This window comes from Pseudomonas sp. GW823-FHT05G12 (genome assembly GCF_058795575.1).
The window spans coordinates 1,869,273-1,884,804 of sequence record NZ_CM179501.1 but is presented as its reverse complement, the minus strand read 5'-3'; the positions used below and the strand labels follow the sequence as shown (position 1 = coordinate 1,884,804).

General features: G+C 65.2%; 12 protein-coding genes. 4 read left to right on the top strand and 8 right to left on the bottom strand.

What is annotated here, in order from left to right; translation table 11 throughout:
• Positions 1–224 precede the first annotated feature (224 nt).
• The gene (locus tag AC3RCM_RS08695; protein WP_064491659.1) at positions 225–1,193 is read left to right on the top strand and encodes a siderophore-interacting protein; all 969 of its coding nucleotides are present in this window, start codon (positions 225–227) and stop codon (positions 1,191–1,193) included.
• Between the two features lie 41 nt (positions 1,194–1,234).
• Here AC3RCM_RS08695 and AC3RCM_RS08690 read toward each other — a convergent pair whose 3' ends face one another.
• The 8 genes from AC3RCM_RS08690 to AC3RCM_RS08655 all read right to left on the bottom strand — a co-directional run bounded on the left by AC3RCM_RS08690 (position 1,235) and on the right by AC3RCM_RS08655 (position 11,250).
• Entirely contained in the window at positions 1,235–2,626 is a 1,392-nt protein-coding gene (locus AC3RCM_RS08690) for an aspartate aminotransferase family protein (protein ID WP_104886414.1), read from the bottom strand.
• Positions 2,627–2,957: 331 nt separating this feature from the next.
• Positions 2,958–4,280 carry an ATP-binding protein gene (locus AC3RCM_RS08685; RefSeq protein ID WP_014590245.1) on the bottom strand — a complete coding sequence of 441 codons (1,323 nt, stop codon included), beginning with the start codon at positions 4,278–4,280 and terminating at the stop codon, positions 2,958–2,960.
• The gene (locus AC3RCM_RS08680) at positions 4,277–4,960 is read right to left on the bottom strand and encodes a response regulator (protein ID WP_004576176.1); all 684 of its coding nucleotides are present in this window, start codon (positions 4,958–4,960) and stop codon (positions 4,277–4,279) included. The genes AC3RCM_RS08685 and AC3RCM_RS08680 overlap by 4 nt, the downstream gene beginning before the upstream one ends.
• A gap of 180 nt (positions 4,961–5,140) precedes the next feature.
• A complete protein-coding gene (locus AC3RCM_RS08675; RefSeq protein ID WP_014590244.1) occupies positions 5,141–5,704 on the bottom strand; it encodes a nucleotidyltransferase family protein in 564 nt (187 codons plus the stop codon).
• Positions 5,701–6,672 carry an XdhC family protein gene (locus AC3RCM_RS08670; RefSeq protein ID WP_064493222.1) on the bottom strand — a complete coding sequence of 324 codons (972 nt, stop codon included), beginning with the start codon at positions 6,670–6,672 and terminating at the stop codon, positions 5,701–5,703. Before AC3RCM_RS08670 ends, AC3RCM_RS08675 begins: the two co-directional genes overlap by 4 nt.
• Positions 6,673–6,675: 3 nt before the next feature.
• The gene (locus AC3RCM_RS08665; RefSeq protein ID WP_020193764.1) at positions 6,676–7,887 is read right to left on the bottom strand and encodes a cytochrome c; all 1,212 of its coding nucleotides are present in this window, start codon (positions 7,885–7,887) and stop codon (positions 6,676–6,678) included.
• 2 nt (positions 7,888–7,889) lie between these two features.
• Positions 7,890–8,426, bottom strand: a complete 537-nt coding sequence (locus AC3RCM_RS08660; protein WP_003254265.1) for a (2Fe-2S)-binding protein — start codon at positions 8,424–8,426, stop codon at positions 7,890–7,892.
• A complete protein-coding gene (locus AC3RCM_RS08655; protein ID WP_492629522.1) occupies positions 8,419–11,250 on the bottom strand; it encodes a xanthine dehydrogenase family protein molybdopterin-binding subunit in 2,832 nt (943 codons plus the stop codon). Before AC3RCM_RS08655 ends, AC3RCM_RS08660 begins: the two co-directional genes overlap by 8 nt.
• A gap of 904 nt (positions 11,251–12,154) precedes the next feature.
• On the opposite strand from AC3RCM_RS08655, the gene dsbD reads away from it, so the two are divergent.
• The 3 genes from dsbD to dsbG are packed head-to-tail and all read left to right on the top strand — an operon-like array spanning position 12,155 to position 15,466.
• Positions 12,155–13,870, top strand: coding sequence for a protein-disulfide reductase DsbD (gene dsbD, locus AC3RCM_RS08650; protein WP_492629521.1), 1,716 nt, complete (start codon positions 12,155–12,157; stop codon positions 13,868–13,870).
• The gene (locus AC3RCM_RS08645; RefSeq protein ID WP_143999548.1) at positions 13,870–14,706 is read left to right on the top strand and encodes a TlpA disulfide reductase family protein; all 837 of its coding nucleotides are present in this window, start codon (positions 13,870–13,872) and stop codon (positions 14,704–14,706) included. Before dsbD ends, AC3RCM_RS08645 begins: the two co-directional genes overlap by 1 nt.
• A 1-nt stretch (position 14,707) precedes the next feature.
• Positions 14,708–15,466, top strand: a complete 759-nt coding sequence (dsbG, locus tag AC3RCM_RS08640; protein WP_014861740.1) for a thiol:disulfide interchange protein DsbG — start codon at positions 14,708–14,710, stop codon at positions 15,464–15,466.
• The last annotated feature ends 66 nt before the right edge of the window (positions 15,467–15,532 follow it).

The following is a 15,532-nucleotide window of genomic DNA, read 5'->3' as shown; positions in this document are numbered from 1 at the left end:
CTACGAAACGGATACAACCTGAAAAAAATTAATGCCACCGCGCCCCTGACGGCAGTTGCAGACACACCACATTCCACGGCCAGCCATTCGATTTATCTCACTCATCGTTGTCGGTGAATTTCTGGGTCAATCTCGGGCGTGGCTGACAAGCCAACAGCGAGGCGTTAATTTGCCGTCGCGGCGGCTCGTTTACCGAGAAAGCCGCCCTGCAAGAGGACCTTCGCATGTCCAGCCCCGCCCGCATCACCCAGGCACTCCAGCAAGGCCTGCGCCGCCTGGTCGGCAGCCACAGCCCGGCTGCCAGCGCCTACCGCCTGTTCGACCTACAGCTCAAGCAACGCATCACCCTTTCCCCATCACTTGCACGCCTGGTGTTCACCGGCCCGGATGTGGCCCAGATGGCCACCCTGGCCCCCGACCAACGGGTCAAGCTGTTCTTTCCCGCCCCAGATGGTTCGCTGCCTGTACTTCCCGCCGATGCCCACTGGAAAACTGCGCACAGCGCCTTGCCGCCAGCACAGCGCCCACCCATGCGTACCTACACCATCCGCGCGCTGCGTCGGGAAGCACTGGAAGTCGATGTAGATTTCGTGCTGCATGGCGTCAACGGCCCTGCTTCGGCTTGGGCCAGCCATGCCCAGGTGGGTGACCGCCTGCAGATGGTCGCGCCCAACCTGGCCTATGCCGGTGACCCCGGCGGTTATGAATGGAAGCCACCCCAGGGGGTGCGCAACGTACTGCTGGTGGGTGACGAAACGGCACTTCCGGCGATTGCCGGCATCCTTGAGCAACTGGCAGAGACCCAGCCCGAGCTTGCGGTGCAGGCGTTCATCGAGGTGCCGTTGGAAGCTGATTGCCTGGATCTGCGCCATGGCGATGCCACCGAACTGCATTGGCTGCCGCGCGAGCTGCTGGGCTGCGCGCATGGCCAGGCCATGCAGCATGCCGTGCGCGAACTGGCCAGCCTGCCACAGGAGCCTGCCGCACCACGGGCGAAGCTGGAAGAAGTGGACATCGACACACGGATCTTGTGGGAACAGGCCAGTAGCTCCAGCAGTGCGTTCCATGCCTGGGTCGCGGGGGAATCGGCGACGGTAATGGATATTCGCCGGTATCTGATCAAGGAGCGCGGGCTGCAACGAGAGTGCCTGACCCTGATGGGTTATTGGCGGGCCGGGCGGACCTTTGATTGACTTGAGTTAGCCTGGGGGCGCTTTGCGCCCCCGGCAATGGTTCAGACTGCCGCGATCAACGCCTCGGCAAACCGCTGCGCCACCTCGTCGATCTGCTCGCCACTGATAATCAACGGGGGCAGGAAACGCACCACCGCCCCATGTCGCCCACCCAACTCCAGGATCAGGCCGCGCTTGAGGCACTCGCGCTGCACCTTAGGCGCCAGGTCGCGGTTAGCCGGCGGGTGGCCCAGCGCATCAGGCTGGCCTTGTGGGTCGACCAGTTCCACCCCGAGCATCAGCCCACGCCCGCGAATGTCACCCAACTGCGGATAGTCCTGCTGCAACTGCAGCAGGTGCTTGCGCAAGCGCAGCCCCATAGCCTCGGCATGGTCGGCCAGGCGATGCTCGACCAAGTAATTGATCACCGCCGAACCCGCGGCCATGGCCATCTGGTTGCCACGGAAAGTGCCAGCATGTGCGCCCGGCTTCCAGGTATCCAGCCAGTCGCGGTACACCACCACCGCCAACGGCAGGCTGCCGCCAATGGCCTTGGACAGCGTGACCACGTCCGGGACGATGCCGGCATGTTCGAAGGCGAACATGCGCCCGGTGCGGGCAAAGCCGCTCTGGATCTCGTCGAGGATCAGCGCCACACCGGCCTGCTCGGTGATACGGCGCACACCCCTGAGCCATTCGATATCGGCCGGGATCACACCACCCTCGCCCTGCACCACCTCAAGGATCACCGCCGCCGGCAGTGGCACGCCGCTTTCCGGGTCGAGCAGCAGGTTTTCCAGGTAATGCAGGTTGGCCTTGACCCCGGCTTCGCCGCCCAAGCCGAACGGGCAGCGGTAGTCGTACGGGTAAGGCATGAACTGCACGCCGTTGCCGAGCAAGGCCCCCAGTGGCTGCTTCGGCCCATGGCTGCCCATCAGGCTCAGCGCGCCTTGGCTCATGCCATGGTAGGCGCCCTGGAAGGCCAGCACGGTGCTGCGGCCGGTGGCGGTGCGCACCAGCTTGAGCGCAGCCTCGACTGCATCAGTGCCGGTCGGGCCACAGAACTGCACCTTGGCCTCGCGGCGCAGCGCCTCGGGCAGGATGCCGAACAGGTCCTGGACGAAGCGGTCCTTGACCGGGGTGGTCAGGTCCAAGGTGTGCAGCGGCAACTCGTCAGCCAGCACCCGCTGGATCGCCTCGACCACCACCGGGTGGTTGTGGCCCAGGGCCAGGGTGCCGGCACCGGCCAGGCAGTCGATGAACTGGCGGCCTTCGACGTCTTCGACGTGGATGCCACGGGCACGCCTGAGCGCCAGCGGGATGCGCCGCGGGTAGCTGCGGGCGTTGGATTCCTGCTGTTGCTGGCGTTGCAGCAAAGGCGAATCGGTGAATTCGTACAAGGGTTGCGGCACGCTGGCCGGTACAACCCGGGCAAGGCTGGAAGCGGTGGACATGGGTAAATCCTCGCGAGCAAGCGGATGGGCGGTTATCGCTTTGGAAACGCTTGAGTGGGGGGAGGATTTAGCGGTTGTTACGCGATTTTATCTTTGTCTGTGCCGGCCCTTTCGCGGGTAAACCCGCTCCTACAACAACCACACCGCCCGCGTAGGAGCGGGTTCACCCGCGAAGAGGCCAGCACAGGCAAACCCGCCCCCAAAGACCGCCACCCGCCCGTAGGAGCGGGTTCACCCGCGAAGAGGCCAGCACAGGCAAACCCACCCCCACAGACCGCACCGCCCGTAGGAGCGGGTTCACCCGCGAAGAGGCCAGCACAGGCGATAAACATCAATGCCCAGGACGCGCCGGTACCTGCAACAAGACCCGCAAGCCGTCACTACGGCTGTCAAAGCGCAGGCTACCGGCACACCGCTGCACGATCGCCTGCACAATCGCCAGCCCCAAACCGCAACCACCACTCTGCCCATTGCGCCAGAAGCGCTCGGTCAGGTGCTCCAGGTCCGCTTCAGCAATGCCTGGCCCATGGTCACGCACCATGAAGCCCACCTGGCCGTCCGCCATCTGCACCTCCAACTCCACGGCTTCATCGCCGCCATGACGCAAGGCGTTGTCCAGCAGGTTGCGCAGCGCTGCCACCGCCAACGGTGCCGGCATCCCCAGGTAGATTTGCGTCGCCTCCTCTGGCAAACGCAACACGATACGCCGGTTGTCGCCGCCGCCGGCATCCTGCACCGCCTGACGGGCCACCTGCTCGGCGCTGCACTGCACGCCATCCTCGAACGACAGGCTGCCTTCCACCCGCGCCAGCATCAGCAACTGCTCAAGCGTACGGTGCATGCGGTCGGTGCCCTGCTCGGCATGCTCCAGCGCCTGCTCGCGCACTGCACCGTCGGTCATGCGCGCCACCTGCAGGTGGGTCTTGATCGCGGTCAGCGGGCTGCGCAGTTCATGCGCGGCATCGTCGGTCAGGCGCCGCTCACGCTCGAGGGTCTGGGCAATGCGCAGGAACAGCTGGTTCTGGGTCTCCAGCAACGGCTGCAACTCGCTGGGCATGCCCGCCACCTGCAGCGGCTCGACACTGTCCGCACGCCTGCGGCGCAACGCATCACGCATGCGGTTGAGCGGCTCCAGGCCCTTGCCAAGGCCGATCCACAACAGCCCCAGGCTGCCGAGCAGGGCCATCAGTACCGGCGCCGATGCCGCCAGCAGAATCGACTGGTTCAGCGCCTCGCGCTCCATGTGCCGGTCGGCCGTGGTGATGCGCACATCGCCGTGGTTGTAGGTAAAGGTGCGCCAAAGCGCATCGTCGATGGTCTGGTCACGAAACCCGCTGCGCTCGTCGTCCATGGCGCCATCGTGCTTGTGGTTGCTGGCGAGGATCTCGCCACGCAGCGAGCTGACCTGGCAGGCCATGCCATCCGGTACGCTGAACTGGTCGGCGGAAAAATGCGCCTCCCCGCCCTTGGCGGTCAGCGGCTGCGGCAGTTGGTCGATCAGCCCGGCGACCATACGCGCCGACGCCACCAGCCGCTGGTCGAGGGAAAACATCATCTGCTGGCGCAGGTCACGCAGCATCCACGCCGCGGCCAGCGCCCAGATGATCACGAAGGCACTGCCGAGGATCAGGCTCAGGCGCACCCGCAGGCTCATGATGCGGCCTCTTGCGGTGCCTGCGCCGGGCCCAGCCGGTAGCCCAGGCCACGCACGGTCTCGACAATGCCGTTACCCAGCTTGCGCCGCAGGTGGTGGATGTGCACGTTCAAGGCGTTGCTCTCGACTTCGTCGCTGAAACCATACACGCAGTCTTTCAGTTGCTCGCTGGACAGCACGCGCCCGGGGTTCTGCAGCAGCGCCTGGAGCAGGGCCTGCTCACGGCGGGACAGGTCGACATGCTGGCCGGCCAAGGTCGCCTCGCAGCTACTCGGGTCATAGCGCAGCGGGCCGTGCTCGATCACGTTCACCGCCCGCCCGGCCACCCGCCGCAGCAAGGTATGCAGGCGTGCGGCCAGCTCGCGCAGATCGAAGGGCTTGAGCAGGTAATCGTCGGCACCGGCCTGCAGGCCATCGACACGATCGGTGACGGCATCGCGGGCAGTGAGCACCAGTACCGGCAGCGTCTCGCCTTTTTCGCGCAGGCGGCGCAGCAGCTTGAGGCCGTCTTCGTCGGGCAGGCCGAGGTCGAGAATCATCACGTCAAACTGCGCGGCCTGCAGCATCGCCCGCGCAGCAGCGGCGTTACCCACCCGGTCCACAGTCAGGCCCTGGGCGGTGAGGCCGGCGCAGATGCCGGCGGCGATCAGGTCGTCGTCCTCGCAGAGCAGAACGTGCATGGTGGGGCTCCCGGAGTGGTGTGGCTGTTATTGCACCTTGGGCGGATTAAGGGGGGATTATGGACCTTTTGTGGGGGGTGGGGGGTTCGGCTTGGGTGTGGTGAGGGGCCGGGTTGTTCGTCGTGACATCTGCGAACACCTGCCACAGGCGCCGCGGACGCTATGGCGAACACCTTGGCCCTACATCAACCCCTGCGGGGTATCCACATCCAGCAACACCCCAGCATCCTCCACCTCAACCACAACACAACAATCCCGCTGCGCCTGCACCACCGCCCGCGCCCCTTCATCGCCGGCCAATAGCCCCAGCGCCGGCCAGAAATCGCGCCCAAAAATCACCGGGTGGCCCTGCTGCCCGGCATGGCGTGGCAACACAATGTTCGAAGCGCTGGAAGCCTCGGCCAAGCGGCGCAAGGTAGCCAACTCGATCCACGGCATATCACCCAACAAGATCGCCACCGCCTGTGCCTGGCTGTCGCCCAACGACCCGACCCCGGCCGCCAGGCTGTGCCCCATGCCCGCTGCCGCATCCGGGCTGACGATCACTCGGTAACCGCCAGGCAAACCGAAATCCCCGCCCTGCTCGCCCGCGCGCAACACCACACGCACATCATCAAACACCGCCCGTGCCCGCTCCGCGCTATGCGCCAGCAAACTGCGGCCATCCGCCAGGGTCGCCCGGCGCTTGTCAGCGCCGAAACGCGTGCCGCGCCCCGCCGCCAGCACCAGCGCAACCACGCTCACAGCGCCGCCCGCTCGATGCCGTTGCGCACACGAAGGATATCGGCCAGTACCGCCAGGGCGATCTCGGCCGGGGTCTTGCTGCCCAGGTTCAGGCCAATCGGCGCATGGATGCGCGCCAGCTCGTCGCAACCCAGGCCACCAATTCGCTGCAAGCGTTCGCGACGCTTGTCGGAGGTGGCCTTGGAGCCCATCACGCCGATGTAGAACGCTTCGGTCCGCACGGCTTCAAGCATGGCCAGGTCATCGATTTTTGGATCATGGGTCAATGCCACCACTGCCGTGTCGGCATGGCAACCGCCATTGGCGATGAATTCCGACGGTAGCTCGCGGCGCACCTCAATGCCATTCAGCACTACGCCGTCGAGTACTTCATCACGCGGCTCGCAAAGGATGACCTCAAACCCCATGCCCCTGCCGAATTCGACGCAAAAATACGCCACGCTGGAATAACCGGCCAGCAGCAGCCGCTGGGCGGCGCCGACACGCAAGCGCACCCGGGCATTTTCCCGTTCCACCCGTGGCCCCTGACTATGGTCATCGAACAGCTGGCGGGTACCCGTAGGCAGGCTCACCTCACGCAGTATCCGGCGCTGGCCCTGCAGCGCACGTTCCAGCTCACGCAGATGCGCCTGCACCTCGCATTCAACCGGCAGGTTCTCCACCAGTACTTCAAGCACACCGCCACACGGCAGGCGAACGCGCGAACGCGGGTCGCTACCGTCGCCATAACGCACGATGGCAACCGGCTCCGGGAATTCCCCCAGGGCCACGCGTTCGAGAAAGTCGTCTTCGACACAGCCACCGGACAGCGAGCCCAGCCACTGGCCGCTGGCGTTCACCGCCAGCAGCGAACCCGGCGCACGCGGCGCCGAGCCGTAGGTGGCGAGCACTGTGCACAACCATACCCGCTGGCCGTTGCAGGACCACTGCAAAGCCTGACGGATCACCTGTAGATCGAGATGCTGCACGCTTTACTCCGCCTTCAGCTCGGCGAGCTGCTGTAGGTTCAGGTCGCCGGGCAATCCACCCCAGGCCTGGCGCAGGTAGTTGACCATATCTATCACCTGTTGGTCATCAAGCTTGTCGGCAAAGCCCGGCATCGGCTGCATGCGCTCGAAGCCGGTGAACTGCTGTTCACGGATGCCTTCGAGGACCACCTTGACCAGATTGCGCGAGTCGGCCTGGCGCAGCACGGTGTTGCCGCGCATGGCTACGGCGATGTGCGGCTTGCCCTCGCCGTCGACCCCATGGCAGCCGGCGCAGACGTTCAGGTACTGCTGGTGGCCCCGCTTGGCACTGTCGCTCATCTGCTCCAGGGCAACGGACTCGATAGCCTTGGCCGGCGGCGGCTGGTCGCCCAGCAGGTAGGTGGCCATGGCCGCAAGGTCTGCATCTTCCAGGTGCTGGGTGCTGTGGTGCACCACCGGGAACATCTCGTTGAACATGCTGCCCTGGGCGCTGATGCCGTGCTTGAGGAAGGTGGTCAGGTCCGGCTGGGTCCAGCCGCGCTCGGCCAGGTCCTGGGCCAGCAGGCTTGGCGCCAGGTAGCCACCCAGCAGGCCGCCGCTCAGGCGTTGGTCCTGCTGCAGCGCACCGATTGCATTGCGCGGGGTATGGCATTCGCCACAATGGCCCATGACCTCTACCATGTACTGGCCGCGCTGCCAGGCCGGGCTTTTACCCTCGGTCGGCTGCAGTTGCACGCTCTTGCCATACAGCATGTTCCAGCCGCTGAGCCCCATGCGCACATTGAACGGGAAGCGCAGCGCGGTCTGCGGTGCCGGGCGGTTGATCGGCGGTATGGTCATCAGGTAGGCGAGGATCGCGTCCGAATCTTCACGCTTGATCAGGTGGTACGAGGTGTAAGGCATCGCAGGATAAAGGTTGGCGCCATCCTTGCGCTTGCCCTCGGTGACTGCGGCGAAGAACTCGTCGGCGCTGTAGTTGCCGATGCCATACTGTTTGTCCGGGGTGATATTGCTGCCATAAATGGTGCCGAACGGCGAATGGATCGGCAGGCCGCCCGCATACGGCGCGCCGCCTTCGGCGGTGTGGCAGGCCATGCAGTCGGCCGCGCGGGCCAGGTATTCACCGCGCTTGACCTGCGCATCGTCGGCCGCCAAGGCAAACGAACTGACAGCCAGCCCGAGGGCCAACGCCGAGGCGCTACGTACGAAGCCCATGTTCAACCCTCCTTGACCAGGCCGAGATCGTTGAGCACCTTGCGGGTGGCATCGTAGTAACGCACATAGCCTGTGCAGCGGCAGATGTGGTGACCGAGGCTGGCCTCGATGCGGTCCTCCACTTCGCTCTTCTTCAACGGCTGGCGCTGGGCCGTTTCCACCAGCACGGTAGCGGCATTGACGAAGCCTGGTGCGCAGTAGCTGCACTGGAAGGCGAACAGGTCGACGAACTTCTGCTGGATCGGGTTGAGCGTCAGGTTGCCGGCCTCGTCTTTCTTGGCATGGCCTTCGATGGTGCGAACCTTCTTGCCTTCGAAGTAATGCGCACCGGTGATGCAGGTGCGCACTTCTTCGCTGGTGCCGTCGGGGTTGTCGACGATCACCACGCAGGCGTGGCAGATGCCCTGGCCGCAACCCAGGCGCGAGCCGGTGAGGTTCTGGTGTTCGTGCAGGTAGTCGATCATCGCCAGGTCCGCGGGGACCTCGACCGGCCCGACCGGTTGACCATTGAGCGTCAGTTGCAGTGGACGGTTAGCCATTGAGGGCCTCCTTGATACGGGCTGGGGTGATGGGGAGATCGCGCACGCGCTTGCCGATGGCATGCGCGACGGCATTGCCGATGGCACCGACGACCGGGATCATCACCACTTCGGCGATGCCCTTGGAGGGGTCGGTCGGTGACAGCGGCGGGAGGATTTCGCTGGTCTGCTGCCACACCGCCACATCGCGCGCATGCGGCAGGCGGTAGCGGTTGAAGTTCCAGTCGCCCTCCCCGGGCCCACCCTCGTACAACGGCATTTCTTCGGTCAGTGCATGGCCAATGCCCATGGCGATACCGCCTTCGAGCTGGCCCTTGACCAGTTCCGGCACCAGCACCCGGCCACACTCGACCCAACTGTGGTGGTTGAGCACCTGCGTCTCCAAGGTGCCTTTGTTGACCTTGACCTCGACGATGGTCGCCACCGGGCTGTAGTAGGTGACCATGGCGTTGTTCAGCTGGGTGTCGGGGTAGGCTGCATTCTGCCGGTCGAGCAGGTGATAGCCATGGCTGCCCATCTGCGCCTTCTTGGCATTCACCGCACCATCGCCGTATTTCACCGCCATGGCATCGAGCGGGAAGCGCTCGCGCACGCCATCGATGACAAAGTCGGCCTCGGCCCAGCTCCAGCGGTTGAAGCCGTGTACGCTCACGCCAGTAACCAGCCCCATGTCGTGGGCCTTCTGCGCCAGCTGGGCAAACGGAATCGGCGCCAGGCCGTTGCCGGTCAGCTCACCGTTGACCCACACCGCATTTTCACGGCGCACCACCAGCGGGTTGGCCTGGCCGCCGTGCGGGCCTTGGCTCCAGATCGCCATGGCCGCCGGCCACAGCCCATGATTGAACAGCACACGCGCCGCTTCGCGGGTGGCATGGCTGAAGTAGAAGGCCGAGTTGGTGGCCGACGACGGCGACGCCAGCTTGCCGACCCAGCGCGGGTTGCGCAGTGCGGCGTCCTGTTCGGGCTGACTGATCAGGTAGGGGTTGCCGCTGGTGGTCAGCTGCAGCTCCGGCCATTCGGTGACCGCGGTCTTCACCTCGTCGGCCGAACGGCCAAGGAAGTCGCTGACCACCAGTGCTTGGGAAGTGGACATGCCAGTGCCCAGCTCGGTGCCGATGTGGCGCAGGCTGATGCGACCATCGGCGCTGAACTCGACACTGGCCATCGGCGCCTCGGAGCCTGTGCCGAAGTCCTTCTGGCAGATGGCGAAGCCGACGCCGTACCAGTGGTCCGGGTCCTTGGCGTCCATCTGTTGCTTGCGGGCCTCGCGGTTGCGCCACCACTCGTGCACAGCGGCCTTGTCGAGGATCTCGTAAAGGCGCAGGGCGCCGGCCGGGACCGCACCCTGGGTGTTCTTCATGCCCGATTTCAGCGCGTTGGCGCGGCGTAGGTCGATAGCATCGACCCCCAGGCGGCCAGCGATCTCATCCACCATCATCTCGGTGGCCGCCATGCTCTGCAGGGTGCCGTAACCGCGCATGGAACCGGCCTCGACGCCACGGGAGTAGTAGGCGGTCACCGACAGGTCGTTCTGTGGCATGTAGTAGATCGACTGGGCAGCAGTGGCGCCCACGGCGGCCACCGACGGGCTGTAGTTGATGCGCCCGCCGCCGTCGCAGCTCATGTCGGCGCGGAAGATCTTGAAGCTGTTGTCCTTCTTGTCCACCGCCAACTGGTAGCGGATATCGAAGGCATGGCGCTTGATGCCGCTCTGGAACTGCTCGTAGCGGTCGTTGGCCAGGCGGATCGGCACGCCGGCGCCGTAAAGCGCAGCCACCGCGGCATAGAAGACGAAGATGTTGTTGTCTTTTGAGCCATAGCCCACGGTATAGCCCGGGTGCATGTTCAGCGTGTTCAGGGCAAAGCGCGACGGATTGATCATGTGCACGCATTCCTGCGCCACTTCGAACGGGCACTGGGTGGCGACCACGAAGTGCAGCGTGCCCGTGGCCGGGTCATACCAGCCGTTACCGTTGTCCGGCTCCAGCGCGGCAGGTTCGATGGATGGCGTCTTGTAGCGCTCGTCGAACACCAGCCAGTCCTCGGGCGGGTTGTCCAGCTGCTCGGCCATGCGCTTGGCGTAGAACAACCCCTGTTCGGTCAGGTCGCCGTGCTGGTTGGGCTGCTTCGACCACACCGGCTTGCGGTTGAGAATGGTGGGGAACAGCATGGAGTTCTTCAGGCTGGAGAACTCATCGTCGTCGAACGGCGTGGCGCCACCCACCCGCACGAAGCGGAAGCTGCCATAAGGGTCGCGCTGGTACAGCGGCGCCTGGGCACCGTAACGGATCGCCTGCTGATTGAACTGCAGCTTGCGCTTGGCCTGGCGGAAGCGCTCGAAGTCGTGCCAGATCAGGATCGCCACCGGGTGGCCGATGAACATCGGCACCTTGCCGGGCGGCAGCAGCGGGTCGGGCGAATGGGCCTCGGGCCAGGCAATGCCGTCCTGTTCGAGGTCGGCGGCGGTGACGATGCGATCCGGCTGCAGGTCGCTGCCGAGCAGGCTGAGGTCATGGCCGGCATAAATCCGGTCGACCTTGGTCGCCTTGAGCAGCAGCGCATGACCTTGCTGCGCGGGCCAGCCGGGCATGTCCTTGGCGCGGATGTCGCGGGCGAATACTTTGTCGCCGCAGACCTTGGACAAGGCATCGTTACGGAAACGCGCCTTGCCGTCGTGGTTCATCCACTTCTGTGGCGAGGTGGTGACGCGCTCCTCCATCAACGCGGCGAAGGCCTGGCTGCCAAGTGGCGCCATGGTCACGCCGACACCAGCGACCAGGCCGCCTTGCAGGAAGGCGCGCCGGGAAATATCACGGTTGGACATGCTTGATCCTCTGGGCAGTTGGGCCTGCCCTTTCTTTTGATTCTTGGCCTGGCTTGAGAAAAGCTGACCTTGGCGTCAACTTTACAGCAATTGGGTGGGTAGAGGCAAAGTCAAGCCGACAATGTGTCGCGGTATGTATAGGGCAAGGGGCGGAATTCGCGCTTTGGCGGGTAGGTGTTTGGCGGGAGATTTTCAGCGGCTGGTAGGTGTTCGCTGGGAGATTTTCAGCGCCTGGTAGGTGTTCGCCGGGAGATTTTCAGCGCCTGGTAGGTGTTCGCCGGGAGATTTTCAGCGCCTGGTAGGTGTTCGCCGGGAGATTTTCAGCGCCTGGTAGGTGTTCGCCGGGAGATTTTCAGCGCCTGGTAGGTGTTCGCCGGGAGATTTTCAGCGCCTGGTAGGTGTTCGCCGGGAGATTTTCAGCGCCTGGTAGGTGTTCGCCGGGAGATTTTCAGCGCCTGTGAGATCGAGCGCCGCCCGCGCGGCGCTTCGCGGGTAAACCCGCTCCTACGTTTGTTTCGGGCCAGTCCCTCCTGCACCAGTCGCGCGCGACCGCCTTGTTTGTACGACGCGATATCGAGACATGCGCCAAGGCGGTCGCGCGCAAATCCCACAGGAATAATTGGCCCGAAACAAACGTAGGAGCGGGTTTACCCGCGAAGCGCCGCGCGGGCGGCGCTCGATCTCGCAGGCGCTGAAAATCCCCCGGCAAACACCTCAAAATTCCAACGCCGTCCCCTCAAAATTCCAACACCGCCCCCTCGAAAATCCAACAACAAAGACCCTGCAAACCCAGAACAAACTCTTACTACTCCTGACTCACCCCCAACCCCAACACCCGCGTTAACCTTCATTTAATCAACCCCAGCCAGCATGGCCCCATTCCCAGATCTGCCAAGGCGAAGACATGCGCGTTCTCCTGCTCTTCCTCACACTCCTACTGGCCGGCCCGTTGCAAGCCAACCCGTTCGATGTGAAACCAGACTTCCTGCCGGTTGACCAAGCCTTCGTGCTCACCCACGACCGCCAGGCCGACGGCCAGATGCGCCTGTACTTCCAGATCAAGCCGGGCTACTACCTGTACCAGAAGCGCCTGAAGTTCGATGGCCTGCCCACCGAGCAACACCCGCAACTGCCATCGGCACTCAACCATCACGACGAGTTCTTTGGCGACAGCGCGGTGTACCGCGACCAGCTTGAACTGCTATTGCCTGCCAACGCCCAGGGTCAGTTGCGCCTGGGCTGGCAGGGCTGTGCCGATGCCGGCCTGTGCTACCCGCCGCAAACCACCTCGATCGACTTGGGTGGCAGCGTAACGCCCGCCGCCGAGCAAGCCAGCGACCAGGCCCTGGCCAGCGGCCTTCAGCAAGGCCACCTGGCCTGGAGCCTGCTGGCGTTCTTCGGCCTTGGGCTGCTGCTGGCCTTCACCCCCTGCTCGCTGCCGATGCTGCCGATCCTTGCCGGGCTGGTGCTGGGCAATGGCGCCAGTGCCCGGCGCGGCTGGCTGCTGGCCGGGGTCTATGTGCTGAGCATGGCCCTGGTGTACGCCGGGCTCGGGGTGGTTGCTGCCCTGCTGGGTGCCAGCCTGCAGGCCTGGCTGCAGCAACCCTGGCTGCTGGGCAGCCTGGCAGGGCTGTTCGTGCTGCTGGCACTGCCGATGTTCGGCGTCTTCGAACTGCAACTGCCTGCCGCCCTGCGCGACCGCCTGGACCGCGCCGGGCAAGGTACCCGTGGCGGCAACCTGTATGGCGCGGCGTTGCTCGGGGCGTTGTCCGGCCTGTTGCTCGGCCCGTGCATGACTGCGCCGTTGGCCGGTGCGCTGCTGTACATCGCGCAGAGCGGTGACGTACTGCAAGGCGCGCTGGTGCTGTTCAGCCTCGGCCTGGGCATGGGCGTGCCGCTGCTGTTGCTGGTAACCCTGGGCAACCGTTATCTGCCGCGCCCGGGTGCGTGGATGAACCGGGTCAAGGGGGTGTTCGGTTTCGTGTTCCTGGCCATGGCGCTGTACACCGTGCGCAGCCTACTGCCTGCTACCTTGCTGCTGGCACTGAGCGGCGCCTGGCTGATCGCCTTGGCCTGGGCTGCCTGGCCAGCCCTGCAGCGGCTGCCGGCGTTGCGCGCCGTACCGCTGTTGGGCGCGCTGTGGGGCGGCCTGTTGCTGGTCGGTGCGGCAGCAGGCGGCGACGACCTCTGGCAGCCACTACGCCCGTTCGCCGGGGGTGGCAGCACAGCGGCCGCTGGCCAGCATGCCGAGGACAGCTTCGTCACCGTCAGCCGCCCCGAGGACCTGCAACGTGAGCTGGACGCGGCCAAGGCCCGCGGCCAGTGGGTGATGCTCGACTACTATGCCGACTGGTGCGTGTCGTGCAAAGTCATGGAAAAACAGGTGTTCGCACGCAGCGACGTACAGGCCGGCCTGGCCGGCGTACACCTGCTGCGCCTGGACGTGACGGCCGACAGCCCGGCCAGCAAGGCCCTGCTGCAGCGCTACCAGGTACCCGGCCCGCCCAGCATCATCTGGATCGGCCCGGAAGGTGAAGAACGCCGCGCGCGGCGCATCACCGGTGAGGTGGACGCAGCAGCGTTCCAGCAACACTGGGGCCAGACCAGGAGCCAAGGCTGATGCTGACCGTAACACTCGGGCCACTGACCATGGCCCTCAACCATCTGCTGATGCTCACCGCCCTGGTGATCGCCAGCGTGGTCGGCTGGTGGGTCGCCCGACGTGGCGGCGAGAGCCCGGAATCGGCGCTGTTCAACCTGTTCCTGATCGGCCTGCTGTGTGCCCGCGCCGGCTTCGTGCTGGCCTACTGGCCGATGTATCAGGACGACCCGCTGCAAATCATCGACATCCGTGACGGCGGCTTCCTGTTCTGGTCGGGCCTTGCCGGCATCGTGCTCGGAGCCCTGTGGCAGGGCTGGCGCCACCCCGGCCTGCGCCGCCCGCTAGGCTGGGCTCTGTTCAGCGGCGCGCTGTTCTGGGGCCTGGCCAGCCTCGGCGGCCACCTGTACAGCAAAGGCACCGAGCTGCCCGAACTGAGCCTGCGCAACGCCGGCGGCCAGGCCGTGGCATTGCACAGCTACCGCGGCAAGCCGCTGGTCATCAACATCTGGGCCACCTGGTGCCCGCCGTGTCGGCGTGAGATGCCAGTGCTGCAACAGGCACAAAGCGCTTACCCGCACGTGACCTTCCTGTTCGTCAACCAGGGCGAGACCCCGGAAAACGTCAGCACCTTCCTCGCCACCACCGGCCTGAGCCTGACCCACGTGCTGTTCGACGGCACCGGCCTGCTGGCCCAGCGTGTCGGCTCCATGGCCTTGCCCACCACCCTGTTCTACGACGCCAACGGGCGGCTGGTCGGCAGCCACCTGGGCGAACTGTCCCGGGCCAGCCTGCGCCACGCCCTGGAACCTTTCGACCGGGCCATTGCGCCCGCCCCTGCCGCACAAGGAAACTGACATGCGATTGACTGCACTGCTGCCCCTGTCCCTGGCCCTGCTGGCCGCCCCTGCCCTGCAAGCCGAAGAACTGCCCAAGGCGGTTCAGCAACTGCAAGCCAAAGGCGCCGTGATCAAGGGCAGCTTCGATGCGCCCAACGGCCTGCGCGGTTATGCCGCCGAGTACCAGAACAACGCCCTGGCCCTGTACCTGACCCCCGACGGCAAGCACGTGCTGGTCGGCAGCCTGTTCGACGAACAGGGCAAGGACCTGAGCGCCGAGCCGCTGCAAAAGCTGGTATACGCGCCGATGAGCAAGGAAATCTGGGCGAAAATGGAAAAGACCGCGTGGATCGCCGATGGCAAGGCCGACGCGCCGCGCAAGGTGTACCTGTTCAGCGACCCGAACTGCCCCTACTGCAACATGTTCTGGGAACAGGCGCGGCCGTGGGTAGAGTCGGGCAAGGTGCAGTTGCGCCATATCATGGTCGGCATCATCCGCGAGGACAGCCCGGGCAAGTCGGCGGCGCTGCTGGCGGCGAAAGACCCGGTCAAGGCCCTGCAGCAGCATGAAAAGGCCGGCAAGGCCAGCACGCTGAAGGCACTCGAGCAGGTGCCAGAGGCTGTGCAACAGAAGCTGGCGGCGAACATGGCGTTGATGGAAGAGATGGGGTTGCAGGCGACTCCGGCCATTTTCTATCAGGATGAGCAAGGCAACCTGCAAAGCCAGCAAGGGGCACCACGGCCGGAGATGCTTGGGAAGATTCTGGGCAAGCGCTAGTGCATGTGGTGGGGCACAGATCGAGCGCCGTGAAGCAGGCGACGTGGGGCATGGCACCGGCTACGC